The organism is Acidovorax sp. LjRoot194, assembly GCF_964253015.1.
GTDB lineage: Bacteria > Pseudomonadota > Gammaproteobacteria > Burkholderiales > Burkholderiaceae_C > Acidovorax.
In genome coordinates, this window is sequence record NZ_CAXUQB020000001.1 from 2,224,024 (window position 1) to 2,248,332 (window position 24,309).

The 24,309-nt window shown below is 65.8% G+C and carries 20 protein-coding genes; 12 read left to right on the top strand and 8 right to left on the bottom strand.

Annotated features, from left to right (window positions below; all coding sequences use genetic code 11):
* Positions 1 to 99: 99 nt before the first annotated feature.
* The gene (locus ACSQ3N_RS10060; RefSeq protein WP_436146158.1) at positions 100 to 3,078 is read right to left on the bottom strand and encodes a bifunctional diguanylate cyclase/phosphodiesterase; all 2,979 of its coding nucleotides are present in this window, start codon (positions 3,076 to 3,078) and stop codon (positions 100 to 102) included.
* 198 nt (positions 3,079 to 3,276) lie between these two features.
* Between ACSQ3N_RS10060 and ACSQ3N_RS10065 the strand changes: the two genes are divergently transcribed.
* The 5 genes from ACSQ3N_RS10065 to ACSQ3N_RS10085 all read left to right on the top strand — a co-directional run bounded on the left by ACSQ3N_RS10065 (position 3,277) and on the right by ACSQ3N_RS10085 (position 8,778).
* Positions 3,277 to 4,113: a GNAT family N-acetyltransferase gene (locus tag ACSQ3N_RS10065; protein ID WP_056163683.1), complete on the top strand. Its 837-nt coding sequence runs from the start codon at positions 3,277 to 3,279 to the stop codon at positions 4,111 to 4,113.
* Positions 4,113 to 4,991, top strand: coding sequence for a UDP-2,3-diacylglucosamine diphosphatase (locus ACSQ3N_RS10070; protein ID WP_056163685.1), 879 nt, complete (start codon positions 4,113 to 4,115; stop codon positions 4,989 to 4,991). Before ACSQ3N_RS10065 ends, ACSQ3N_RS10070 begins: the two co-directional genes overlap by 1 nt.
* Complete coding sequence (locus ACSQ3N_RS10075; protein WP_056163689.1) at positions 4,988 to 6,079, top strand: glycosyltransferase family 4 protein; 1,092 nt, start codon at positions 4,988 to 4,990, stop codon at positions 6,077 to 6,079. The genes ACSQ3N_RS10070 and ACSQ3N_RS10075 overlap by 4 nt, the downstream gene beginning before the upstream one ends.
* Positions 6,080 to 6,172: 93 nt before the next feature.
* Positions 6,173 to 8,317, top strand: coding sequence for a polyphosphate kinase 1 (gene ppk1 / locus ACSQ3N_RS10080; RefSeq protein WP_436146159.1), 2,145 nt, complete (start codon positions 6,173 to 6,175; stop codon positions 8,315 to 8,317).
* Positions 8,314 to 8,778, top strand: a complete 465-nt coding sequence (locus ACSQ3N_RS10085; RefSeq protein WP_436146160.1) for a SixA phosphatase family protein — start codon at positions 8,314 to 8,316, stop codon at positions 8,776 to 8,778. Before ppk1 ends, ACSQ3N_RS10085 begins: the two co-directional genes overlap by 4 nt.
* Before the next feature lie 159 nt (positions 8,779 to 8,937).
* Here the strand turns inward: ACSQ3N_RS10085 and ACSQ3N_RS10090 are convergent, their stop codons facing one another.
* A complete protein-coding gene (locus tag ACSQ3N_RS10090; RefSeq protein WP_436146161.1) occupies positions 8,938 to 9,519 on the bottom strand; it encodes a hypothetical protein in 582 nt (193 codons plus the stop codon).
* A gap of 97 nt (positions 9,520 to 9,616) precedes the next feature.
* Positions 9,617 to 11,095 (bottom strand): Ppx/GppA phosphatase family protein, encoded by a 1,479-nt coding sequence (locus ACSQ3N_RS10095; protein WP_436146162.1) that lies wholly within the window; start codon positions 11,093 to 11,095, stop codon positions 9,617 to 9,619.
* A 264-nt stretch (positions 11,096 to 11,359) separates the two neighbouring features.
* On the opposite strand from ACSQ3N_RS10095, the gene pstS reads away from it, so the two are divergent.
* The 7 genes from pstS (at position 11,360) to phoR (ending at position 18,321) form a co-directional block, all read left to right on the top strand.
* Positions 11,360 to 12,382 (top strand): phosphate ABC transporter substrate-binding protein PstS, encoded by a 1,023-nt coding sequence (gene pstS / locus ACSQ3N_RS10100; RefSeq protein WP_436146163.1) that lies wholly within the window; start codon positions 11,360 to 11,362, stop codon positions 12,380 to 12,382.
* Between the two features lie 97 nt (positions 12,383 to 12,479).
* Positions 12,480 to 13,502 carry a phosphate ABC transporter permease subunit PstC gene (gene pstC, locus ACSQ3N_RS10105; protein ID WP_056163703.1) on the top strand — a complete coding sequence of 341 codons (1,023 nt, stop codon included), beginning with the start codon at positions 12,480 to 12,482 and terminating at the stop codon, positions 13,500 to 13,502.
* A gap of 37 nt (positions 13,503 to 13,539) precedes the next feature.
* Complete coding sequence (gene pstA, locus ACSQ3N_RS10110) at positions 13,540 to 14,394, top strand: phosphate ABC transporter permease PstA (protein WP_056163706.1); 855 nt, start codon at positions 13,540 to 13,542, stop codon at positions 14,392 to 14,394.
* A gap of 60 nt (positions 14,395 to 14,454) precedes the next feature.
* Positions 14,455 to 15,237: a phosphate ABC transporter ATP-binding protein PstB gene (gene pstB, locus ACSQ3N_RS10115; protein WP_056163709.1), complete on the top strand. Its 783-nt coding sequence runs from the start codon at positions 14,455 to 14,457 to the stop codon at positions 15,235 to 15,237.
* Between the two features lie 12 nt (positions 15,238 to 15,249).
* Positions 15,250 to 15,951 carry a phosphate signaling complex protein PhoU gene (gene phoU, locus ACSQ3N_RS10120; protein WP_056163712.1) on the top strand — a complete coding sequence of 234 codons (702 nt, stop codon included), beginning with the start codon at positions 15,250 to 15,252 and terminating at the stop codon, positions 15,949 to 15,951.
* A gap of 109 nt (positions 15,952 to 16,060) precedes the next feature.
* Positions 16,061 to 16,768: a phosphate regulon transcriptional regulator PhoB gene (gene phoB / locus ACSQ3N_RS10125; protein ID WP_056163714.1), complete on the top strand. Its 708-nt coding sequence runs from the start codon at positions 16,061 to 16,063 to the stop codon at positions 16,766 to 16,768.
* 194 nt (positions 16,769 to 16,962) lie between these two features.
* The gene (phoR, locus tag ACSQ3N_RS10130) at positions 16,963 to 18,321 is read left to right on the top strand and encodes a phosphate regulon sensor histidine kinase PhoR (RefSeq protein WP_436146164.1); all 1,359 of its coding nucleotides are present in this window, start codon (positions 16,963 to 16,965) and stop codon (positions 18,319 to 18,321) included.
* Positions 18,322 to 18,437: 116 nt separating this feature from the next.
* Here the strand turns inward: phoR and ACSQ3N_RS10135 are convergent, their stop codons facing one another.
* From ACSQ3N_RS10135 to trxA, 5 genes are all read right to left on the bottom strand, one after another.
* Positions 18,438 to 19,781, bottom strand: coding sequence for an MATE family efflux transporter (locus ACSQ3N_RS10135; RefSeq protein WP_436146165.1), 1,344 nt, complete (start codon positions 19,779 to 19,781; stop codon positions 18,438 to 18,440).
* Positions 19,782 to 19,947: 166 nt separating this feature from the next.
* Entirely contained in the window at positions 19,948 to 21,645 is a 1,698-nt protein-coding gene (locus ACSQ3N_RS10140; RefSeq protein WP_436146166.1) for a hypothetical protein, read from the bottom strand.
* 228 nt (positions 21,646 to 21,873) lie between these two features.
* Complete coding sequence (locus tag ACSQ3N_RS10145; protein WP_056163725.1) at positions 21,874 to 22,128, bottom strand: type B 50S ribosomal protein L31; 255 nt, start codon at positions 22,126 to 22,128, stop codon at positions 21,874 to 21,876.
* Between the two features lie 259 nt (positions 22,129 to 22,387).
* On the bottom strand, positions 22,388 to 23,650 hold the full coding sequence (rho, locus tag ACSQ3N_RS10150) for a transcription termination factor Rho (protein WP_056163728.1): 1,263 nt from the start codon (positions 23,648 to 23,650) through the stop codon (positions 22,388 to 22,390).
* A 265-nt stretch (positions 23,651 to 23,915) separates the two neighbouring features.
* A complete protein-coding gene (gene trxA / locus ACSQ3N_RS10155; protein ID WP_056163731.1) occupies positions 23,916 to 24,248 on the bottom strand; it encodes a thioredoxin TrxA in 333 nt (110 codons plus the stop codon).
* Between the last annotated feature and the right edge of the window lie 61 nt (positions 24,249 to 24,309).

The window sequence follows — 24,309 nt, forward strand, 5'->3', positions numbered from 1 at the left end:
AGCCGAACCTGCGGGCGGATGGCTGCTCGGTAGTGCAGCCCCTGAGCACCTGCACAGCAGGCGTTGCTCGTGCTCACCTTCACCTGCTTGCTGGCCCCTTCAGAGCTTTGCAGCTACAGCAGGCTGTGCCAGATGGCTGCGCAGGTACGCTTCGAAGTCAGCTGCGGGCAGGGGCCGGCTGAAGAGGTAGCCCTGGCCCTCGTCGCACCCCTGCGCCCGCAAGAAGTCGAGCTGCCCATCGGTCTCCACGCCCTCGGCCGTGGTCTGCATGCCCAGGGCTTGGGCCATGCGGATGATGGCGCTCACGATGGCGCGGTCGTTGGCATCGTCTTCCAGGTCCCGCACGAACGACTGGTCGATCTTGAGCTTGTAGATCTGAAAGCGTTTGAGATAGCTCAGCGACGAATATCCGGTGCCGAAGTCGTCCATCGACAGGCGCACGCCACGGTCGTGCAGCTGGTCCATCATGGCCAGCGCGGCGGCGGGGTCGTCCACGGCAGCGCCCTCGGTCAGCTCCAGCTCCAGCCGCCGCGCGGGCAAGCCGGCCTGCACCAGGCAGCGCGTGACCATCTCGGGCAACTGCGGGTGGCGGAACTGCACGGCCGACACGTTCACCGACACGGCCCTGAGCGGCAGTTGCATGTCCAGCCAGCGCTTGATGTCGTTCACGGCGGTGCGGATCACCCATTCGCCGATCGCGACGATCATGCCGCTGCTCTCTGCCACCGGCACGAACTCGGCGGGTGACACCATGCCCAGCTCGGGGTGGCGCCAGCGCAGCAGGGCCTCGGCGCCCACCAGCTTGCGGGTGTCCAGCGACACCTGGGGTTGGTAGTGCAGCTCGAACTGGTTGCGCTCCAGGGCGCGGCGCAGGGCGTTTTCGATCTGCAGCGCGCGTGCGGTGCGGGCCTCCAGGTCGGCGGTGAAGAAGCCGTACCGGTTGCGTCCATTTTGCTTGGCGCGGTACATGGCTGCATCGGCCCGCTGGTAGAGTGTGTCGAATGTTTCACCGTCCGCCGGGTACATCGCAATGCCCACCGACAGCGTGGTCGTGAGCTCGTACGGGTCAAGCTGAAAGGGTTCAGCCACCGCTACCAACAGCTGGTTGGCTACCTCCGCGGCCGCGGCTGCCGAGGTGGCGGGCAAGAGCAGCAGGAACTCGTCGCCACCCAGGCGCGACACGGTGTCGTGCGACTGCAGCAGCGACTGCAGCCTGCGCGCCACCGCCACCAGCAACACGTCGCCAATGCGGTGGCCGAGCGAGTCGTTGACGTTCTTGAAGTGGTCCAGGTCCAGAAACAGCAGCGCCAGGGTGCCGCCGCGGGCCCGCTCGTCGTCGATGTACCGCTGGGCCCGCTCGGCCAGCAGTGCGCGGTTGGGCAGCTCCGTGAGCGGATCGAAATGCGCCAGGCGCTGGATGCGGTCTTGCGCCTCGCGCTGCTGGGTGATGTCGCGAAACAGCGTGATCGAATGCGTCACCACCCCTTTGCCGTCGCGCACGCTGCTCACCGACAGCCACTGCGGGTAGGTCGTGCCGTCCTTGCGGCGTCCGCGGACCTCGCCCTCCCAATGCCCATCCTGCGTGAGCCGCGCATACACCGTGTCGGCATCGAAATCCCGCACGGACTCTGCCGCGGTGAGCAGGCGCACCGACTGGCCGATGGCCTCCGCCTCTGAATAGCCCGTAATGCGCGTGAACGCCTTGTTGATGCGTACGACGGTGTGTGTCGCGTCGGCGATGACGATGGCTTCGCTGCTCTGGTCGAACACCTGGGCGGTGAGCTGCAGCTGCTCTTGCGACCGCTTGCGTTCGGTGATGTCGCGCGAGAGCACGATGTACCGTGGTGCATCGCCGCCAGGCGCGGCGGTCTTGCGCGCGGCAGACAGCTCGAACCAGCTGGTGCCCAGGCCGGGCAGGTCGACCATGATCTGCCGCCCGTTGGACCAGCCGTGCTGCTCGGCCTCGTGCAGCACGTCCATCACTGCAAGCGCCGCCAGCGCGGGCAGCATGTCCGTCACATTGCGCCCGATCAAATCCTCCACAGGAGCCATCAGCAGTTCTGGCCGCTGGCTGTGCACGCTGCAATAGCGGCCCTCCTGGTCGATTTCGAACAGCGGATCGGGGATGGCGTCGATGGTGGCGCGCAGCTGCTGCTGCGTGGCCTGGATCTCGGCCGTGCGCTGCTCGACCTGTTGCTCCAGGCCTTTTTCGTGCGCCTTGAGCCTGAACAGCAGCCAGGCGAGGTACGCCATCATCAGTGCAAACCCCAGGCCCAGGGCACACCGCACGGCCAGCACGCCGGGGTGGCCCCAGCCCTGCGCAGGGGCCAGGCTCAGCATCCACTGCCCGTTGGGCAAATTGAGCGGCCTGCCAACAGCCTGCTCGGCGGCGGGCGGTGGCACAGAAGCTGCAATGGTCTGCTCTTCCTGCGTGCCAGGCCGCACGCGCCACAGCCGGTAGTGGTAGCCGCGCTGGGTCAGCTGCGGCAGCCGCGCCACGTCCAGCACCTCGGGCAGGCGAATCGTGACGTACGTGAAGCCCCAGAACGTGCGCTGGCCCTGCGCGTTGTCGAGGTACACCGGCTGGCGCCCCACCACGCCCAGCCCGCCCTGCACCAGCTCCAACGGGCCTGCCAGCGTCAGGCGGCCGGACTCGCGGGCGCGCGCGGCCTCGGGGCCCTGGCGGGGGTCGTTGAGCTGGTCGAATCCGATGACGTTTTCATTGCCCTGGCGCGGCACAACCTGCTTGACCACCCCCTGGGGCGCCAGCCCCATGGCTGCGATGCCGGGGTAAAACGGCAGCAATTGCGTGCCGATGTCTTCGAACTGGGTGACGGTACCCCGGCCCTGCCGGACCAGAGCCACCAGGGTGTTGTTGGCCGACAGCGCCAGCTCGATGGCCCGCTGCAGCGCCTGCACATGGTCGCCTGCGATATCGGCCACCTGGGTGCGCTGCTGATCGCGCTCTTGCTGCTCCAGCGTCCAGATCAGCCCGGCCGCACACAGCTCTGACAGAACAAAAACCACCAGTGGTCCCGTGAGGGACCTGCGGGATCGGGCGGGGAGGGTGGTCTGCACGGCGAGGTTTCCTGAATCCATTATGCAGGCGCACGGGCCCCCTCCCGCGTCGTGGAAAACGCTTGCCTGTCATGCCGCTGACATGCCATCGACATGCCGATGTCATGGGCCCATCCCACACTGCGGCGCAGGGAACAGATTCCCTGGCCGCTGCGGGAATGTTCGCTCCTGTGGCCCTACATCAGGAGATGTTGCACCATGAATGAGCTGTCCGCCTTGACGCCGATCCTGCCCCACGATGCGCTGCCCCATGGCGCCCTGCAAGCCCCAGGTGCCGTGCCCGGCGCAGCAAGGACAGCGCCCGAGCGTGGCGCCATCCAGGTGACCTGGGCGCGGCACGAAGATGAAGTGCGCCAGGCGCAGAAACTGCGGTTCGATGTGTTCGCGGCGGAGATGGGCGCTCGATTGACGACCCCCATCGCCGGCCACGACGTGGACCTGTTCGACGATTATTGCGAGCACCTGTTGGTGCGCGATGCTCAGAGCCAGCAAGTCATTGGGACTTACCGAGTGCTCACGCCAGCCCAGGCCCGCCGCGTCGGCAGCACCTACAGCGACACTGAATTCGATCTGACCCGCCTGCGCACCCTGCGTCCGCGCATGGTCGAACTGGGCCGCAGCTGCGTGCACCCGGACCACCGCCACGGCGGCGTGATCATGGCGCTGTGGAGCGCGCTGGCCGACTTCATGGTGCGCAACCAGCTCGACACCATGATCGGCTGCGCCAGCATTCCCATGCTGCACAACGGCGTGATCAGCGGCGATGCCGCCGCCAGCATCTGGAACCAGGTGCGCCAGACGCACCTGGCCCCCATCGAATACCACGTGCTGCCCCGCCTGCCGCTGCCCATCGACCAACTGGACGGCTCGGTCTTCGTGGAGCCGCCGGCCCTGATCAAGGGGTACCTGCGCCTGGGTGCGCGGGTGCTGGGCGCCCCCGCGTGGGACCCGGACTTCAACACGGCAGACCTGCCCATGCTCATGCGGCTGGCAGACCTGCACCCGCGCTACCGCAAGCACTTTCTGGGGGCCTGATGCGCGCCGCGTTCGACGCGCTCGGCGACTGGACTGCACACGTGGGAGGTGGGCAGGACCCTGCCGCCGACGCCGCCGACGACGCGCATCCACCAGGACACCGGCATCTGCGAGCGGTGTTCATCTCCGACCTGCACCTGGGCACCCCCGGCTGCCAGGCCGAGGCCCTGCTCGACTTCCTGAAGCACCACCCCAGCGACCATCTGTACCTGGTGGGAGACATCGTGGACGGCTGGCAACTGCGCCGCCGCTGGTTCTGGCCCCAGGCCCACAACGACGTGGTGCAAAAGCTGCTGCGCCGTGCGCGCAAGGGCTGCCGCGTGGTCTTCGTGCCCGGCAACCATGACGAGTTCGCCCGCGCCTTCGTCGGCCACTCGTTCGGCGGCATCGAGGTGGCCGAGGACACCGTGCACACCACGGCCGACGGCCGCACGCTGTGGGTGACGCACGGCGACTACTTCGACGGCGTGATCCAGTGCGCCAAGTGGCTCGCCTACGTGGGCGACAATCTCTATGAGTTCACCCTCAAGCTCAACCGCTACCTGAACACCCTGCGCGCGCGCATGGGGCTGCCGTACTGGTCGCTCTCGGCGTACCTCAAGGGCAAGGTCAAGAAGGCGCTGAACTACGTGACCGACTTCGAGGTGGCGGTGGCTGCCGAGGCCCGCCGCCGCGGCCATGGCGGTGTGGTGTGCGGCCACATCCACCGTGCCGAGATGCGCGAGATCGACGGCACGCTGTACTGCAACGACGGCGACTGGGTGGAGAGCCGCACTGCGCTGGTAGAACACATGGACGGCCGGCTCGAACTGGTGCAATGGCATGCGCCCGCGCCGCAACGCGCAGCGTCCCCTGTGGCAGCGGAGGCTACGGTATGAGAATCGCACTGGTCACCGACGCATGGCGTCCCCAGGTCAACGGTGTGGTCACCACCCTCCTGGAGCTGGTGCATGAGCTTGAGGCGCTGGGGCACGAGGTGCGGGTGATCGAGCCCGGCCAGTTCCAGACGCGTCCCTGCCCGGGCTATGCGGGCATCGACCTGGCGGTGCGCCCCGCAAAGCAGGTGGCCCGCATGCTCGACGAGATCCAGCCCGACGCCATTCACCTGGCCACCGAGGGTCCGCTGGGCTGGGCCGGGCGGCGCCATTGCCTGCGCAAGGGCCTGGCCTTCACCACGGCGTTTCATACCCGCTTTCCGGAGATATTGCAGGCAGCCCTGCGCGTGCCGCTGTCGTGGGGGTATGCGCTGTTCCGGCATTTTCATCGGCCTTCGTCAGGTGTCATGGTGCCCACCCAGGGCGTCCTGCAGATGCTGGCACAACGGGGCTTCGGCAACTTGCGCCTGTGGACGCACGGCGTCGACACGCAGGCATTTTCTTTCCACGGCGAAGTGGCCCACAGCCCGCTCACGGGCACGCTGGCCCATCCCGTCGCCTTGTACGTGGGGCGGGTGTCGTACGAGAAGAACATCGAGGCCTTCCTGCAGCTGGACATGCCGGGAACAAAAGTGGTCTGCGGCGTCGGGCCGCTGGAGGCGCGCCTCAAAGCCCGCTACCCGCAGGTCCGCTGGCTGGGCATTCTGGAGCGGTCGGCGCTGGCTCGGGTGTATGCGGCGGCCGATGTGTTCGTGTTTCCAAGCCGCTCGGAAACCTTTGGCCTTGTGATGCTGGAAGCCATGGCCTGCGGTACGCCGGTGGCGGCATTCCCGGTCGACGGGCCCATGGAAGTGCTCGGGGCCCATGCGGGCGAGGCACCGCAGGGCGGCGTGCTGCATGACAGCCTGCTGATTGCTGCGCAGGAAGCGCTGGCCATTCCCCGGTGTGAGGCGCGTGCCCGTGCATTGGATTTCACCTGGGCACACGCGGCACGCCTGTTCGAGCAGCACCTCGTACCTGCGCGCTCCGGCACAGTGACGGTGCCGCCATCTGTCACAAAATCTGTCACATCACTGTCATCTGGGCGTTAAATACTGAGGTCATCCCGCATTTGCCGCGTTGGCGTACCCATGCTGCCTTTGCTTTCCGATGACGCTGCCGCCATGCGGTTCGATACCGCTGCCATGACCGAACACCCTCTCGCTGCCTTGTCACATGACCGTCATGACGGTGCCCCGGCTGCACTGACGCAGGCCGCGCAGTTGCCTGCGTTCCTTGACCGCGACCACAGCATCCTGGCCTTCAACGAGCGCGTGCTCGACTGGGCGGTGCGCAGCGATGTGCCGCTGCTGGAGCGGCTGCGCTACCTGTGCATTGTTTCCTCCAACCTCGACGAGTTCTTTGAAGTGCGGGCTGCGCCGCACATCACCGCAGCGCAAAAAGGCGAAACGCAGGGCCGCTATTCCACCGCCTCGTTCGAAGCCGTCGCCGCCAAGGTGCACGGCCTGGTCGAGCGCCAGTACGCGCTGTACAACGAGGCGCTGGTCCCCGCGTTTGCCGAGCATGGCATCCGCATCTTGGGTCACGGCGAGCGCTCGCCAGCGCAAAAGCGCTGGGTGCTGGACTACTTTGCCAGCGAAGTGCGGCCCCTGTTGATCCCGGTGGGGCTTGATCCAGCGCACCCGTTTCCGCAGGTGGCCAACAAGTCGCTCAATTTCATCGTGCGCTTGAAAGGGCACGATGCCTTTGGCCGCGAAAACGAAATCGCCATCGTCAAGGTGCCACGGGCGCTGCCGCGGCTCGTGCGCATCCCGGAGCGCGTGGCCTCCGAGCGGAACCTCTTCGTCAGCCTGTCCAGCATCGTGCGGTCCCATCTGGAGGATTTGTTCCCCGGCCGGGAGGTCACGGAGTTCTCGCAGTTCCGGGTGACCCGGCACTCGGACCTGGCACTGGACGAGGAAGACGTCCGCAACCTGCGGACCGCGCTGCGCCAGGGGCTGCAGCACCGCCACTACGGCCAGGCCGTGCGGCTGGAAGTGTCCTCCGGCTGCTCACAGTTCCTGTATGACTTTTTGCTCGCGCAGTTCGGCCTGCCTGCGGCGGCCCTGTACCGTGTGCAAGGCCCCGTGAACCTGGTGCGCTTGACGCAACTGGTGGACCTGGTCAACGACCCCTCGCTGATGTTTGCGCCGTGGAACTCCGCGTGGCCGCGCCAGTTGCAGCCCGGCATGCCGATCATGGAGCAGCTGCGGCGGCGCGACGTGCTGATCCACCAGCCGTTCGAGAGCTTCGACGGCCTGCTGGCATTCCTGCGGGAGGCGGTGAACGACCCCAACGTGCTGGTCATCAAGCAGACCATCTACCGCACGGGGTCGGACTCCGAACTCATGGACCTCCTGACCGAGGCGGTGCGCCGCGGCAAGGAAGTGATGGCGGTCGTGGAGCTCAAGGCGCGCTTTGACGAAGAGGCCAACATCAACTGGGCTGAGGCGCTGGAGTCCATCGGCGCGCAGGTGGTGTACGGGGTGGTGGGCCTCAAGACCCACGCCAAGATGCTGCTCGTCACTCGCAGGGAAGGGCGGCAGCTCAAGCGCTACGGGCACCTGTCCACCGGCAACTACAACATGCGGACCGCCAAGCTCTACACCGACCTGAGCTACCTCACCGCAGACGAAGACATGACCGCCGACATGGACGGCGTCTTCAACCATCTGGCCAGCCAGAACCGGCCCCCCCGGTTGCGCAAGCTCATGTTGGCCCCGTTCCATCTGCACCGGCGCATGCTGGAGAAGATCGAGCAGGTGGGCCTGGCGGCCAGCCGGGGCGAGGATGCCCGCATCGTCGCCAAGATGAACTCTCTGACGGACGAGGCGCTCATGCGGGCCCTCATCCTGGCAGGGCAGCGCGGTGCGCGCATCGACCTCATTGTGCGCGGTGCGTGCATGCTGCCGGCCGGGCTGCCGGGCGCGACGGAGAACATCCGGGTGCGCTCGGTCATCGGACGATTCCTGGAGCACACGCGGGTCTTCTACTTTCTGGCGGGCGAGCAGGAGGACCTGTACCTCTCCAGCGCCGACTGGATGAACCGCAACATGATGCGGCGCGTGGAACTGGCCTGGCCTGTGACCGACCCGGTGCTGCGCCAGCAGATCGTGGACGAGTGCCTGGTAGCCTATCTGCACGACAACCGCGATGCCTGGACGCTGAACGCCGAGGGCGGTTACGACCGTGCGGAGCACCCGACCGACGGCGTGGGTGCGCAAGACGCACTGATGGTTCGCTACGGGCCTGTGCCGCCCGCGGGGGCTGTCGAGCAAGGGGCTGCATGATGGACCTGATCCTGTGGCGGCATGCAGAGGCGGAAGAGCCGCAAGAGGGCCATGACGACCTGGCACGGGCGCTGACGCCGCGGGGTGAAAAACAGGCCGCGCGCATGGCCGCGTGGCTGGACCGCCAACTGCCCGAAGGGCTGCGCGTGCTGGCCAGCCCCGCGCGGCGTACCGAACAGACGGCCAGCGCCCTCGGACGCAAGTTCAAGATGCGCGCCGAATTACTGCCAGGGTGCACGCCGCAGGAGCTGCTGGAACTGGTGCAGTGGCCGCGTTCGAAGGGCGCGGTGCTGGTCATTGGCCACCAGCCTGTGCTGGGGCAGACCATTGCGCAACTGATGGGGCTGCAGGCCGCAGACTGCGCGGTCCGCAAGGGGGCGGTGTGGTGGCTGCGGCAGCGCCAGCGCCTGGATGAAAGCCAGACATTGCTGTTGGCTGTCCAATCGCCGGACCTGCTGTAGGCGTTGCCTCGCGATGGGGCGGCCGGCGGCGGCTGCAGACCAGCCCCTAAGCCCCTCAGCCCATCAACCCCTTAGGCACGGAATACCTCGGTCAACGCGTTGACCAACATCGCCCTGTGCTTGCTGGGCGCGTCTTCACCGGCCACCTTTGCAATAAGTTTATTTGCGGGTGGCCTTGGCCGTCTTCGCTGCAGGCTTGGCCGCGCTGGATTTTGCGGGTGCGGGTGCAGCAGGTGCAGGCTTGGCACTGGTTGCCTCTGCTTTAGGGCGGCCTGTCTTGATGGATGGCACGGCTTGCAAGGCAGAGCGCAGGGCGCTGTCCGACAGGGCCGCCAGCACCTTCAGGCCGGCACGCAGCAGCTCGCTTTTCTTGACGGGCTGGGCCAGTGCGGCCGAGCGCTGCTTCAGCGTCTCGATCACTGCGTATTCATCTTTGGGGATGGTGAAGCTGTCGCGCACCAGCTTGGGCTTCTTGGCCTTGCTGTCCTTGGCGCTGTCGGCCACCGGGGCCTTGGCGGGCTTTGCAGCCTTGACGGCTTTTGCAGCAGGTGGCTTGGGTGCCGCGGCCTTGGGCTTGGCGGCGGGCTTTGCTGCAGCCTTGGTCGTTGGCTTGGTAGCGGGCTTGGCCACCGGCTTGGGCGCTGCAGCAGTCGCTTTCACCGGTTTGGCGACGGGGGCCGGGGCGGCAGCAACGGCGGGAGGGGTGGGGGTGCTGGAGGTCTGAGCGCTGGAAGTTGTCATGGTGCAGGTTGAATAAACGGTATAAACAGTTTATACCGTTTTAAGACCACACTCAGCCAGGACGCCGCTGGCGGCGGCGCACCGCAGTCCGCACCATTCAGGCCAGACTGACGGCCAACTCCCACGGGGTCTTCAGCCAGGCCTGCGTTTCCTCGCGCAGCAAGTGCGCCGACTGCGGGTATGCGGCGGCCCAGCCAGGGCGCGCTGCCAGGTGAAAACGCGGGCCATCCTGCCTCAGCGCCAGGCCGGCGGTGTCCGGGTCGCGGCGGGCGTGGCACAGGGCCACGGCCAAGCGCAGGCTCAGCAACTGCAGCGCGAACATCGGGTCCAGCAGATCCGCCTCGATCTTGCGGACCTTGCCGCGTTGCCCTTGCACCAGAATGCCCAGACGGTGCAGCTCCGGTACGGCAAAGCCGGCGGCATCGGTGTTGTCGAGGATGTAGGCGCCGTGGCGGTGGTAGTCGCTGTGCGATATCAGACAGCCGATCTCGTGCAGGCGCGCTGCCCAGTCGAGCTTGCGCGCGGCGCGCTCGCTGCCGGCCGGTGCTGCCTGGTCGAACAAGGCGCATGCCGTGCGCGCCACCCGCTCAGCGTGCTCGGTGTCCACGCCGAAGCGCTGCATCAGCCCGTTCACGGTGGTGGTGCGCAGGTCGGTGCCGGGCTGTTCACGGTCCAGCAGATCGTACAGCGCGCCCTGGCGCAGCGCGCCTTGTGCGACCTGCATCTGGTCGATCTCCAGCAGGTCGAACACGGCCCGCAGCACGCTGACGCCGCCACCGATCACGGCCCGGCGCTCTTCCTTCAGACCGTCCATGCGCAGGCGGTCGGCAGTCTGTGCGCGCAGCAACCGTTCGTGCAGCCACGCCAGTCCCTCGCGGGTGATGGTGCCGGGTGTGCCTCCGGCAGCGGCCAGAATGTCGCCCACCGCACCCGCCGTGCCGGACGAGCCATAGGCCACCTCCCAGGCATCCGGGCGAAACGTTCCCAAAGCCTCGTCGAGCACGGCCTTGGCCGCAATCTCCGCGGCAAGGAATGCCGTGGCCGTGAATTCGCCTTGCGGAAAGTAGCGCTGCGACCAGGCCACGCTGCCCACGCGGAACGATGCCACCGCATGGGGCGTGAATTGCTGTCCCAGAATGAGTTCGGTAGACCGCCCGCCGATGTCGATGACCAAACGGCGTTCATCGGACTGGGGGAGCAGGCGTGCAACGCCCTGGTAGATCAGGCGCGCTTCTTCGGGCCCCGACACCACGTCGATCGGGTAGCCCAGCATCTCGCTGCCGCGCGACAGGAATTCCTCGCGGTTGCGCGCCTCGCGCAAGGTCTGCGTGGCCACGGCGCGCACCTGGGCGCGGGGAAACCCCGCCAGGCGCTCGCCAAAACGCGCGAGACACGCCCAACCGCGCTCCATGGCTTCGGGGGTCAGGTTGCGGTCTTCGTCCAGGCCGTTGCCCTGGCGGACAGTTTCTTTCAGATATTCGACCCGCTGTATGTGACCGAATTCGTAGCGCCCAATTTCAAGGCGAAAACTGTTGGAGCCGAGGTCGACTGCGGCGAGGCGTGTGCCGTTGTGCATATTGTTCTGGTAGGAGCTTCAACCGGCATCCTACCGCGTGCCACGGCGCATGGAAGCTGCTGCCCGCGCACGGCAGGAGAAGAGGAGGGAATGGCCAGCGTCAAACCAGTGTGTGTTGGTTGTGTGACGGGTTCGTGACATTGCCTTAGAGGGCGTTTCCCTCTGTAGTAGCTGGATGAGAGGGTGGCTTTTTGTCACTGAATTGTCATCTTGCACCCCTAGAGTTCACGGTGTTCCTGTTAACCCTAGTCCAAAGGTAACCTCATGAAACGCACATTTCTCAAAACCGTTGCAGTCGCACTGGCCACCTTCGCGGTCGGTGGTGCCTTTGCAGCGGACATCACCGGCGCTGGCGCTACCTTTCCCTTCCCCATGTACGCCAAGTGGGCAGAAGCCTACAAGAAGGAAACCGGCACGGGCCTGAACTACCAGTCCATCGGCTCGTCCGGCGGCATCCGCCAGATCCGCGCCAAGACCGTCGTGTTCGGCGCCACCGACGCCCCGGTCCCCGGTGCTGACCTCGACAAGGACGGCATGGTGCAGTTCCCCGCCATCATCGGCGGCACGGTGCCCGTGATCAACCTGGACGGCTTCAAGCCCGGCGAACTGCGCGTCACGGGCCCTGTGCTGGCCGACGTGTTCCTGGGCAAGATCGCCAAGTGGAACGACGCCAAGCTGGCGGCCCTGAACCCCGGCAAGACCCTGCCTGACCAGAACATCACCGTGGTGCACCGCGCCGACGGCTCCGGCACTACCTTCAACTGGACGGACTACCTGTCGGCAGTCAGCAAGGAATGGGCTGACTCCGTGGGCAAGGGCGCTGCCGTCAAGTGGCCCGCAGCATCGTCCGTGGGCGGCAAGGGCAACGAAGGCGTCGCCGCCAACGTCTCCCGCGTGAAGGGTGCCATCGGCTACGTCGAGTACGCCTATGTGAAGAAGAACAACATGAACTTCCTGCAGCTGCAAAACGCTGACGGCAAGTACGTGAGCCCGGACGACAAGACGTTCGCTGCCGCCGCTGCCAGCGCAGACTGGTTCAGCGTTCCCGGCATGGGCATCTCGATGGTCAACGCCAAGGGTGCCGACAGCTGGCCCGTCAGCACGGCCTCGTTCATCCTGATGTACAAGGACCCGGCCGACAAGGCGCAATCGGCCGAAGTGCTCAAGTTCTTCGAATGGGCCTTCAAGAATGGTAAGGGCATGGCCACCGAACTGGACTACGTGCCGCTGCCTGACAGCCTGACCGCCGAGATCCGCTCGAAGGTCTGGTCGCAAATCAAGAAGTAAGTAATCCGAACAATAAAAGCAGTCTGCCCCAAAATAGTACCCATCGGCCGGCCGGTCTGGCCGATGGGTACTGGTTTGTGGGGCCTCCAGAAGCCAGATGGGAGTCAACATGAGCGTGGGAACCACCATGAGTTCGCAACCCGTGTCCGTCAACAAAGTGACGGGCGCCCCCACAGAGTCCATGGTCTCGATTGCCAAGCGGCAACGCCTGCAGGACATCTTTTTCCATCGCCTGACCCAGAGCCTCTCGCTGCTGGTGCTCGCAGCGTTGCTGGGCATCATCGTCTCTCTTTTCGTCTACGCGTGGCCTACGTTCCACAAGTTCGGTGCCCAGTTCATCTGGCGTGTCGAATGGGACATCATCAATGAAGAATTCGGTGCCGCGATCGCCATCGTCGGTACCCTGGCCAGCGCGGGCATTGCACTGCTGATTGCGGTGCCGCTCGCCTTCGGCATCGCTCTGTTCCTGACGGAAACCTGCCCTGTGTGGCTGCGCCGCCCGCTGGGTACGGCCGTGGAGTTGCTGGCGGCCGTGCCATCCATCATCTACGGCATGTTCGGCCTGTTCGTGTTTGCGCCGCTGTTCGCAGACTACTTCCAGATGCCGGTGCAAAAGCTGCTCGGCTCCATGCCGCTGGTGGGCTTCCTGTTCGGCGGCAGCACCAACGGCTTCGGCATCCTGGCGGCGGGCATCGTGCTCGCGTTCATGGTGCTGCCCTTCGTGGCTGCAGTGATGCGTGACGTGTTCGAGATCGTCCCTCCCATCCTGCGCGAGTCGGCCTATGGCCTGGGCTGCACGACATGGGAAGTGGTGCGCCGCGTGGTGCTGCCCTACACCCAGAAGGGCGTGATCGGCGGCGTGATGCTGGGCCTGGGGCGCGCTCTGGGCGAGACCATGGCCGTGACCTTCGTCATCGGCAACGCCAACCGCATGCCCACGTCGCTGTTCTCGCCCGGTACGTCCATCGCTTCCACGCTGGCCAACGAGTTCGGCGAGGCTGCGGACTTCCACCTGTCCACGCTGTTCGCCCTGGGCTTCCTGCTCTTCGTCATCACCTTCGTGGTGCTGTCGGTCGCCAAGATCATGCTGCTGCGCGCCGAGAAGGCCAAGGGCCTGTAAGCCCTTCCATGAATCCACTCTATTGAGGCCAAGCTCCATGGAATTCAACCAAACAATCTACAAGAAGCGTCAGCGCTCCAATGCCATCGGTCTGACCCTGTCCCTGGGTGCGATGGTGCTGGGCCTGTTCGTGCTGCTCTGGATCCTGAGTGTGCTGCTGTCCAACGGCTTCGCCGCGCTGGACTGGAACATGTTCACCCAGTCGACCCCGGCCCCGGGCTCCGAAGGCGGTGGCCTGGCCAACGCCATCGTGGGCAGCCTGATGATGGTGGGCTTCACCGTGCTGGTGTCCACGCCCATCGGCGTGTTGGCCGGTGTTTACCTGGCCGAGTACAGTGGCCAGAGCAAGACGGCAGAGCTGACCCGCTTCGTGACCGACATCATGCTGTCTGCGCCGTCCATCGTGCTGGGGCTGTTCGTCTACGCGATCGCCGTGGCCACCGTGGGCAACTTCTCCGGCTGGGCCGGCAGCCTGGCCCTGTCGCTGATCGCAGTGCCTGTGGTCGTGCGCACCACGGAGAACATGCTGCGCCTGGTGCCCGGCAGCCTGCGCGAAGCGGCGTTTGCCCTGGGCGCACCGCGCTGGAAGGTCTCCGTCATGGTCACCCTGCGCGCAGCGCGCAGCGGTGTGATGACCGGCCTGCTGCTGGCCGTGGCCCGCATCAGCGGCGAGACGGCGCCCCTGCTGTTCACCGCACTGAACAACCAGTTCTTCAGCACCAACATGAACGCCCCGATGGCCAATCTGCCCGTGGTGATCTTCCAGTTTGCGCTGAGCCCGTATGAAAACTGGGTGCGCCTGGCCTGGGGTGGTGCATTGCTCATCACGCTGTCGGTGCTGATCCTCAACGTCGTGGCGCGGGTTTTCCTGCGCGAGAAGACCCGCGGCTGACCTGTCTGACCAGACACGCAGACACGCACCCCCAGACATCTCCATTTTCAGGATTTGACAATGAACGCCACCGCTACCGCCACTGCCAGCAAGAACGCGCTGGAACTGCGCAACCTGAGTTTCTTCTACGGAAAATTCCAGGGCCTGCGCAACGTCAGCCTCAACATCGCAGAGCACAAGGTCACCGCTTTCATCGGCCCCTCGGGCTGCGGCAAGTCGACCCTGCTGCGCACGCTGAACCGCATGTACAGCCTGTACCCAGGCCAGCGTGCCGAGGGCACGATCAACTTCTACGGCCAGGACATCCTGGATGCCAAGCAGGACATCAACCTGCTGCGCGCCCGCATCGGCATGGTGTTCCAGAAGCCCACGCCGTTCCCCATGTCCATCTACGACAACATCGCCTTCGGCGTGAAGCTCTACGAGAGCCTGAGCAAGAGCGAGATGGACGACCGCGTGGAATGGGCGCTGTCCAAGGCCGCGCTGTGGACCGAAGTGAAGGACAAGCTGCACCAGAGCGGCCTGTCGCTGTCCGGCGGCCAGCAGCAGCGCCTGTGCATCGCACGCAGCGTGGCGGTGAAGCCTTCGGTGCTGCTGCTCGACGAGCCCACCTCGGCGCTGGACCCGCTGTCCACCGCCAAGATCGAAGAGCTGATCGACGAACTCAAGCACGACTACACCATTGCCATCGTGACGCACAACATGCAGCAGGCCGCACGCTGCAGCGACTACACCGCTTACATGTACCTCGGTGAAATGATCGAGTTCGGTGCCACCGAACAGATCTTCTTCAAGCCCGAGCGCAAGGAAACCGAAGACTACATCACCGGCCGTTTCGGCTAAGGAGACAACGAGATGCCCGATAAACATCTTTCCTCGCAGTTCGACAGCGAACTCAACAGCGTCTCCGCCCGCGTCATGGAGATGGGCGGCCTCGTGGAGTCGCAGATCCGCCAGGCGGTTTATGCCCTGTCCCAGTTCAGCCTGGAGGCCGTGGAAACCGTCGCCTCAATGGAGACCCGCATCAACGCGATGGAGGTCGAGATCGACCAGGAGCTGTCCTCCATCATCGCCCGCCGCCAGCCCACCGCGCGCGACCTGCGCCTGCTGCTGGCGTTCTCCAAGGCCACGGCCAACCTCGAGCGCATGGGCGACGAAGCCAACAAGATGGCACGCATGGTGCGCTCCATCATCGAGAGCGGCGCCCCGCGCTCGCTGCCGTCGAGCGACCTGCGCACTGCCGCCGAGCTGGCTTCGGGCCTGCTGCGCAAGACACTGGACGCATTTGCGCGCCTGGACGTGAAGGCCGCCGTGGCCATCCTCAAGGAGGACGACCTCATCGACAAGGAGTTCGACGGCTTCGTGCGCAAGCTCGTCACCTACATGATGGAAGACCCCCGCACCATCTCCCCCAGCCTGGACCTGCTGTTCCTGGCCAAGGCGATCGAGCGCATCGGTGACCATTCCAAGAACGTGGCCGAGCTGATCATCTATCTGGTCAAGGGCAAGGATGTGCGCCACACTGCCCTCGACGAGATCGAGTCGGCCGTGCTGTAAGAAGAAAGGGCTTTGGCAACACCATGACAGAACTCACCCCCACGCTTCGCCGCCACGCGGGACGCTGCTTTCTGAGCGCAGCGCTTTCTCACCTGGGGGCGGCCCAGCGATGAGAAAACTCCCACGCGTCCTCATCGTCGAGGACGAACCCGCGATTGCCGAGCTGATTGCCGTCAATCTGCGCCACAACGGATTCCAGCCCTTCTGGGCGGAAGACGGCGAGTCCGCCCAGCGCGAGCTCGATGCCGTGCTGCCCGATGTCATCCTGCTGGACTGGATGCTGCCGGGCCAAAGCGGCCTGTCGCTGGCCCGCAAGTGGCGTGCCGACAGCCGCACCAAGCCGATCCCCATCCTCATGCTCACCGCCCGCGGCGACGAGCCGGACAAGGTGGCGGGGCTCGATGCCGGTGCCGACGACTACATCACCAAGCCGTTCTCCACGCAGGAGCTGCTGGCCCGCATCCGCGCCGTGCTGCGCCGCCGCGCGCCGGAGCAGGTCAGCGACAGCGTGACCATCGGCGAGCTGGTGCTCGATGCCGGAACCTACCGCGTGACCTTCCAGGGCCAACCGCTCAAGGTGGGCCCCACGGAGTTCAAGCTGCTGCACTTCTTGATGAAGCATGCCGAACGCGTGCACAGCCGCTCGCAGCTGCTCGACAAGGTGTGGGGCGACCACGTCTTCATCGAGGAGCGCACGGTGGACGTGCACGTCAAGCGCCTGCGCGAAGCCCTCGGGTCCGCGTCCGTCATGGTGGAGACCGTGCGCGGCGCAGGCTACCGCCTCACGGCGCAGCCGCAGGTGCAGTTGCAGGCCTGATATCCATTTGCCTTCAAAAATATAAAACCCGTTCACGCTGAGCTTGTCGAAGCGCCGCGCGAGGCTTCGACAAGCTCAGCCCCAACGGCATTAAATGATTGAACGCAAATCCGTATGAGCTTGTTTTTCTTGCTGTCTTGAACGGGGCGCACGCGTTGCGCCCCTGGTGTTTTTGAAAAGGCGTTGCTGACCGGATGCTGTGGCGAATTACGTATTTTCTGCTCTGGCAGATTGCGGGCGGTAGCCTGGGCTGGTGGCAGGGGGGGCCGTGGGGCGCCGTGCTGGGTGCCGCGCTGGCCGGCTGGGCCTGGTTCGTGTGGGACCTGCTGCGCGGTGTGCGCGTCCTGCGCTGGCTGCGCACGGGCGACCTGACCGATGTGCCGTCCATGCGCGGCATCTGGGGCGAGGCGGCCGACCGGGCACGGCGTCTGCTGCGCCGGCAGGAGGCGCAGATCCGCGACAGCCAGGACCGGCTGCAAGAGATTCTCGCGGCGCTGCAGGCCACGCCCAACGGGGTGGTGCTGCTCGATGCGCAGGGCCGCATCGAGTGGTGCAACCAGATGGCCGCTAACCAGTTCGGCTTTGATGCGCAGCGCGATGTGATGCAGTCCATCGGCAACCTGGTGCGCGACCCCGAGTTCACCGCGTATTTTTCAGAGCAGAACTTTGCGCACGACGTGGTGCTGGAAGGACGCTTCAGCACGCCGTCGCGGCCGGTGCGGATTTCGGTGCACCTGCATCCCTACGGCGACGGGCGCACCTTGCTGCTGTCGCGCGACGTCACGGCCCTGGAGCAGGCGGACGCCATGCGGCGCGACTTCGTGGCCAACGTGTCGCACGAGATCCGCACGCCGCTCACGGTGCTGACGGGCTTTGTGGAAACCCTGCAGACCCTGCCGTTGAATGCGGACGAGCGGTCCCGCTACCTCGGGATGATGGCCCAGCAGGCCCAGCGCATGCAAAGCGTGGTGCAAGACCTTCTGACCCTGTCCCGGCTGGAAGGCAGCCCGCCGCCCGGCATGGCCGAATGGACCCCGGTGCAGGCGCTGCTGCAGCGCTGCGAGGAAGAGGGGCGCGCGCTGTCTGCGCTGCTCACGCAAAACCTGCCGCGGCAGCATGTGATGGTCTTTCCGGGGGCTGAGAGCCTGCGCATGGAAGGCCAGATCGCTGGCGTGCCTGCCGAGCTGCAAAGTGCCCTGTCCAACCTGATCAACAATGCCGTGCGTTACACGCCAGCAGGTGGCTCCATCACGATCGCCTGGCAGCGCAAGGACGACGGCAGCGCCGTCTTTTCGGTGCAGGACACCGGTCCCGGTATCGCGCCCGAACACATCCCCCGCCTGACCGAACGCTTCTACCGCGTGGACCGCAGCCGCTCGCGCGAGACCGGTGGCACCGGCCTCGGGCTGGCCATCGTCAAGCACGTGCTGCAGCGGCACGGCGCCACGCTCGAAATCACCAGCACCTTGGGCAAGGGCTCGGTGTTTGCGGTGACCTTCCCGGCCAACCGGCTGCGCGGGTTTGCGCTGCCTGCCGCAGCGGTCACGGCCTGATGCGTCCTGATGCTGATCTGATGCGGCCAGACGCGGACAGGTTCTGACAGATGCGTCTTGGGTGCTGCCCGATTCGTATCTGACGACGGGCCGCTCAGCGCGCCATCAGGGCGGTTTCAGCTGGACTGGTGCCGGTGAACGGCCCGCCACACCATGCCCATGAACAACGCCGCCGTCGCCAGCAGCGCGGCCGCACTGGCGGACCAGAACGGCGTGGGCGATGGGGTCACCGCCCATACGCCCGAGCCGTGGTAGGCCCACAGGTAGCCGCCGCCCAGGCCCGCGCCCCACAGCAGCACGCAGTACACCAGCAGCGGCGCCACCGTGATGCGGTAGCAGCGCAGCACGAAGACGCACAGGGTCTGCATGGCGTCCGCCAGGTGGTAGGCGGCCACCCACACCAGCACGCCCCCGGCCATGGCGACCACGGCAGCGTTGCTGGAGTAGATGCTGCCCAGACGGTGCCTTGCTATGAATAACGTAGCTGCCAGCGCAATGGCAGCCAGCGCAGCAAGCTTGAAACCCAATAAGACCACCTGCCGGGCACGCACCGCGTCGCCCGCCCCCAGCCAGTAGCTGGTGCGTGCGCTGGTGGCAATCGACAGCGACAGCGGAACCATGTACAGCACGGCCGCCAGGTTGGACGCGATCTGGTGCGCGGCCGATGCGATGGTCCCCTGTCGCGCAATGAACAGCGCCATGAGCGTGAAAGAGGTCACCTCCACCATCACCGCCAGCCCCGCGGGTACGCCCAGCCGCGCAAAGCTGGCGATGGTGGGCCAGTGGGGCGGCTCGATGCGCCGCCACAGTTGCAGTGGCTCGTAGATGTCGCGCGTGCGCAGCAGCCAGACCGCCAGGCCCAGCATGCTGCAGTTGACGACCAGCGTCGCCCAGGCGCAGCCCACCACGCCCTGCGCAGGCAGCCCCAGGCCCCCGAAAGTGAACCAGATCGACAGCGGCAGCTTGATGAACAGCGAGCCCACCTGCAGCCAGGTGACCAGATGCGGGCGGCCCAGCGCCTGGTTCAGCGTGCTGTAGATGCGAAAGAGCAGGGCCGGTGGCAGCGCCAGGGCCAGCACCGCCAGATAGCGTCCCACTTCGGCGCGCAGGGCGGGAGGCACTTCCGTCCAGCGCAGCAAAGGGCCGGGCGACAGCAAAATGGCCATGCCCACCGCCGAGGCCGCGGCACACAGGTACAGCGCCTGCCGGAACGAGCTGCCGATGGCTGCGGTCTGTTGGGCGCCACGCTGCTCTGCCCACACGGGCAGCAGCGCCTGCAGTACGCCGATGAGCGCTACGTACACGCTGATGAAGATGGCCGAGCCGACCGACAGCGCGGCCAGCGAAGCCTCGCCGTAGCGGCCCGCGACGATGGTGTCCGTCACGCCGAACGCCATGACGGCCAATTGCCCGGTCAGCACAGTGATGGCGTGCCGGGAGATGGTGGATAGCTCGGACATATCAGTTTCTTGTTGTTCTGCACGCGGCTGTCAGCGCTCGCAGGCCTTGCGCCCACAGCATGCGGCACGCGGCGCGGTTCAGGCCGGCAGGCGCCGTCAAAGCGGATTTGCCCAGCCGCTGGCGTCCGTCCGCTTTAAGGACGGTACTCACCGGCCGGGGAGTGTGTCACCGCGCTGCGCGCCGGAACACCAGGAGGTGATCGTTCTTGTCGGTAGGGCGCGGCACCACGGCCATGCGCTCCCACCGGGCCGCGTTGACCATGCGCTCGGACGCGGGCCAGGACTCCATGTCCGCCACCAGCCAGTTGCACTCGTCCTGCAGGCCCGCGCGCTCCAGGGTGAGGTTGCCGTGGTACTGCAGCGCGGCCACCTGCGCGCGGCTCAGACCCACGGTCTGCACGCAGCCCGGGTCGGCGCCCAGCACTGCTTGCACCGCGCGCACCTGCGGGCCGTAGCTGCGGGCGTAGTCCAGCAGCGGTAGCCACAGCGTCATCAGCAGCACCCAGCCTAGCGCCGCGCCGCCAGCGGGCAGCACCAGGCTCTTCCAGATGGGCGCGCGGTCGCGCGAGGCGCGCCACCACACCAGCACACACCAGCCGGCAGTCGCCGCCAGGGCCACCACCAGCGCCAGTGCAGAAAACTGCGGCACGAAGCCGGGCGCGAGCTTGGCCACGTTGGCCGCCGGCTTGGCCGGAACACCCGTCTGCATCGCGATCCAGATCACCCAGATGGCCAGGGCCGACACCGTGAAGAACAGCAGCGTGAACCAGTCGATCAGCGCGCCCACACTGCGCCGCAGGGTGGGCAGGGCAAAAGCAGCCAGCGCAGCCAGCGCCGGCAGGCCCAGCAGCAGCGCCCGGTCCGCCGGCTGCGTGGTAAGCGTGGCGGCAATCGATACGGCAGAAAACCACAGGGGCAGCAGCAGGTGCCGATGGCCTTGCCGGCTGAAGATCTGCTTGCGCCAGCGCCACAGGGTCCACAGGGCCAGGGGCCAGGCGGGCCAGCCAAACCACAGCAGCAGCCGCGCCAGGCTTTGCCATTCCTTGCCGCCAAAATTTGCGCCCACGATCCGCCAGCGCCACAGGTCGAGCTTCCAGGCGACCAGCGCAGCCACCACGGTGATGGCGGCCAGCGCCAGGGTCCAGGGCAGGCGGCGGTCGGTGCTGCTGCCCGGGGCCAGCACCACCAGCACCACGCTGCCCACGCCCAGCAAGGTGGCCAGCGCCGGGGCGCCTGCGAGCGTCAGGCCCAGCATGCCCACCACCAGCGCGATGGCAGGGGCCACGGTGCGGTGGGGCATGGCCGCTACGGCAAAGAAGAGCAGGGCAGTGCAGCTGAGCTGCACCAGATAGCTGGTCACCTCGTGCGACAGCTGGGCCAACCCCAGGCAGGCGATCAGGGCGAGCAGCGCGCCGTCGGCGATCGCGCGGGCATAGTCGGGCGGGTTGGCCTCGCCGCCAAACGCAAAGGCCACTGGCTGCGCGCCCGGGCTGCGTGCCAGGTAGTACACGCCGTACCAAGTGGCCATGAGGGTGATCACCAGCAACGCGGCAAAGGGCACGCGCACCGCCATCTCGGGCGACAGCAGCCACGATGGCGTGATCTGGATCGCCCAGGCGCCCAGCCAGTAGGGCAGCAGCCCCTCGGTCTCGGGGGCCATGCCGCCCAGCAGGGGCGCCAGCCACGGCGTGCGCTGCTGCGCCAGCTCCAGCATGTAGCCGAATGCGGTGACATCCGCACTCTTCCAGGGATCACGGCCCACGAAGCCCGGCACCACATAGGCGATGCACAGCAACAGCAGCGCCCACCGCGGCAGGGGGCGGACGGCGCTTTGGGTCACGATGGCGGGGGTGGGAGGAGTCACGCGTCAGAAAGGCAGCAAAAGCGGAGCCGTCGAGAATAAGCGCAAAAACGCACCAAAACGATACAGGATGCAGGGACCGCCAGCGTCGGGATCAAAAACTCCCGCGTTCTTGTCCCCGCCGGCCCGTGGCCAGCGCGGTGATGCCCACCACGAACCAGCCGCTGCAAAGCAAAAAGGCAGCACGGTTGCCCGGGCTGCCTTTTGTGGCGGTAACGCGCAGGAGGCGAATTACTTCGCTGCGGTCTTGCCGAAACGGTTGCGGAAGCGCTCGACGCGGCCACCCATGTTGTCAACCGACTTTTGCGTGCCGGTGTAGAAGGGGTGCGACTCAGAAGAGGTATCCAGCTTGAACAGCGGGTATTCCTTGCCTTCGAAGGTTTCGGTTTCCTTCGTGTTCACGCACGAACGGGTCACGAACTTGAAACCGTTGGACAGGTCCGAGAACAGGACTTCGCGGTAGTTGGGGTGAATGCCTTCTTTCATGATCAATCCTTGTCAAGTGCGGGAGCCGTGCTGAACCCGGTGCAACCTTTGCGCCGTGGAACATCCAGCGTACTTTCCGCAGAAAAAGCCCTCTATTATGGCACAGGGCAAATATGTGTCTTTTTCAACGTCGCTGCGCATCCGTCATAGCGATGGAAACCGGCGCGGCCCAAGACCAGTGCCACCGTGGAACTGGCTCTGCCAGGCCACGGGTGGCGTCCCCCTCCCGGGGAAGGCGCCAAAGGCGACTCAGGGGGGCTTACCCGCCTCTTCTCATCATGTCGAAAAAGTCCACGTTGGTCTTCGTGGCCTTCATGTTCTTGATCATGAGCTCCATCGACTCAATCTCGTCCATGTTGTACATGAACTGGCGCAGGATGCGGGTCTTTTGCAGAATCTCGGGCGCCAGCAGCAGCTCTTCGCGGCGCGTGCCGCTCTTGTTGAGCTCGATGGCGGGGAACACGCGCTTTTCGTACAGGCGGCGGTTCAGGTGGATTTCGCAGTTGCCGGTGCCCTTGAATTCTTCAAAGATCACTTCGTCCATGCGGCTGCCGGTGTCGACCAGTGCGGTGGCGATGATGGTGAGCGAGCCACCTTCCTCGACCTTGCGCGCCGCGCCGAAGAAGCGCTTGGGGCGCTGCAGCGCGGCGGCGTCCACACCACCGGACAGCACCTTGCCGGACGACGGCACGACGTTGTTGTAGGCGCGGGCCAGGCGGGTGATGGAGTCAAGCAGGATCACCACGTCCTTCTTGAGCTCGACCAGGCGCTTGGCGCGCTCGATCACCATCTCGGCCACGTGCACGTGGCGGGCGGCGGGCTCGTCGAAGGTGGAGGCGATGATCTCGCCCTTCACCGTGCGCTGCATTTCGGTCACTTCTTCAGGGCGCTCGTCCACCAGCAGCACCATCAGGTGCACATCGGGGTTGTTGGCCGTGATGGCGTGGGCGATGTGCTGCATCATCACCGTCTTGCCGCTCTTGGGCGGGGCGACGATCAGCGCGCGCTGGCCGCGGCCGATGGGCGCGATGATGTCGATGATGCGGCCGGTGATGTTCTCTTCGCCCTTGAAGTCCCGTTCCAGGCGCATCTGCTCCTTGGGGAACAGGGGCGTCAGGTTTTCGAACATCACCTTGTGCTTGTTCTGCTCTGGCGGGCCGTCGTTGACCTTGTCGAGCTTGGTCAGGGCAAAGTAGCGCTCGCCGTCCTTCGGCGTGCGCACTTCACCTTCGATCATGTCGCCGGTGTGCAGGTTGAAGCGGCGCACCTGGCTGGGCGAGATGTAGATGTCGTCCGTGCTGGCCGTGAAGCTGGTGTCGGGGCTGCGCAGAAAGCCGAAGCCGTCGGGCAGGATTTCCAGAACGCCATCGGCAAACACCTGCTCGCCGGCTTTGGCGCGCTTCTTGATGATGGCAAACATCAGCTCCTGCTTGCGCATCCGGCCGGTATTTTCGATTTCGAGTTCTTCGGCCTGCTTCAGGACTTCAGACACGTGCAGTGCCTTGAGTTCGTTTAAGTGCATGGAGTGACTCCTTGGCGGAGCTGGTGTGAATCTTGGGGGAGAGGGCAGGTGCCGGGAAAGCTGCTGTTTGCAGGCCTGGCATGCCGTGGATCTTGTTCCGGCTGCCAATGCGTGCAGGCCGGTGATCGGAAAGAATTATGACAGGAAAAAAATCGGGATATTCAGGGGCTTGCGATTTGATCGTTTGCCCGCGCTACCCACCGTGCGCAAGCCCACAGAAAAGAATGCCCCGCCAGACTGCCAGGTCTGCGGGGCATGGGGAGGATCAGGCCAGTTGCTGATCGATGAAGGCGGTCAGCTGGGCCTTGCTCATGGCGCCGACCTTGGTGGCGGCCAGTTGGCCGTCCTTGAAGAGCATCAGGGTGGGGATGCCGCGGATGCCGTACTTGGCGGGGATCTCGCGGTTCTCGTCCACGTTCATCTTGGAGATCTGCAGCTTGCCCTGGTAGGTGCCGGCCACTTCGTCCAGGATGGGGGCGATCATCTTGCAGGGGCCGCACCATTCGGCCCAGTAGTCCACCAGCACCGGGGTGCCGGCTTGCAGCACGTCGGCGTCAAAGCTGGCGTCGGAGAGATGTTTGATGAGTTCGCTGGCCATGGCGTATTCCTTGTATCTGGGCGGGTTGCGACCGGGGTACGTATAAAGTCTGGGCATTGTG

Excerpts from the sequence above, each read along its gene's own strand:
- ACSQ3N_RS10145 (WP_056163725.1), bottom strand. The coding sequence starts at position 22,128 with ATGAAAGAAGGCATTCACCCCAACTACCGCGAAGTCCTGTTCTCGGAC.
- ACSQ3N_RS10070 (WP_056163685.1), top strand. The coding sequence starts at position 4,113 with ATGCGCGCCGCGTTCGACGCGCTCGGCGACTGGACTGCACACGTGGGA.
- pstA (WP_056163706.1), top strand. The coding sequence starts at position 13,540 with ATGGAATTCAACCAAACAATCTACAAGAAGCGTCAGCGCTCCAATGCC.
- ACSQ3N_RS10065 (WP_056163683.1), top strand. The coding sequence starts at position 3,277 with ATGAATGAGCTGTCCGCCTTGACGCCGATCCTGCCCCACGATGCGCTG.
- ACSQ3N_RS10085 (WP_436146160.1), top strand. The coding sequence starts at position 8,314 with ATGATGGACCTGATCCTGTGGCGGCATGCAGAGGCGGAAGAGCCGCAA.
- phoU (WP_056163712.1), top strand. The coding sequence starts at position 15,250 with ATGCCCGATAAACATCTTTCCTCGCAGTTCGACAGCGAACTCAACAGC.
- phoR (WP_436146164.1), top strand. The coding sequence starts at position 16,963 with ATGCTGTGGCGAATTACGTATTTTCTGCTCTGGCAGATTGCGGGCGGT.
- phoB (WP_056163714.1), top strand. The coding sequence starts at position 16,061 with ATGAGAAAACTCCCACGCGTCCTCATCGTCGAGGACGAACCCGCGATT.
- pstB (WP_056163709.1), top strand. The coding sequence starts at position 14,455 with ATGAACGCCACCGCTACCGCCACTGCCAGCAAGAACGCGCTGGAACTG.
- ACSQ3N_RS10090 (WP_436146161.1), bottom strand. The coding sequence starts at position 9,519 with ATGACAACTTCCAGCGCTCAGACCTCCAGCACCCCCACCCCTCCCGCC.
- pstC (WP_056163703.1), top strand. The coding sequence starts at position 12,480 with ATGGGAGTCAACATGAGCGTGGGAACCACCATGAGTTCGCAACCCGTG.
- pstS (WP_436146163.1), top strand. The coding sequence starts at position 11,360 with ATGAAACGCACATTTCTCAAAACCGTTGCAGTCGCACTGGCCACCTTC.
- ACSQ3N_RS10135 (WP_436146165.1), bottom strand. The coding sequence starts at position 19,781 with ATGTCCGAGCTATCCACCATCTCCCGGCACGCCATCACTGTGCTGACC.
- ACSQ3N_RS10075 (WP_056163689.1), top strand. The coding sequence starts at position 4,988 with ATGAGAATCGCACTGGTCACCGACGCATGGCGTCCCCAGGTCAACGGT.
- rho (WP_056163728.1), bottom strand. The coding sequence starts at position 23,650 with ATGCACTTAAACGAACTCAAGGCACTGCACGTGTCTGAAGTCCTGAAG.
- ACSQ3N_RS10095 (WP_436146162.1), bottom strand. The coding sequence starts at position 11,095 with ATGCACAACGGCACACGCCTCGCCGCAGTCGACCTCGGCTCCAACAGT.
- trxA (WP_056163731.1), bottom strand. The coding sequence starts at position 24,248 with ATGGCCAGCGAACTCATCAAACATCTCTCCGACGCCAGCTTTGACGCC.
- ppk1 (WP_436146159.1), top strand. The coding sequence starts at position 6,173 with ATGACCGAACACCCTCTCGCTGCCTTGTCACATGACCGTCATGACGGT.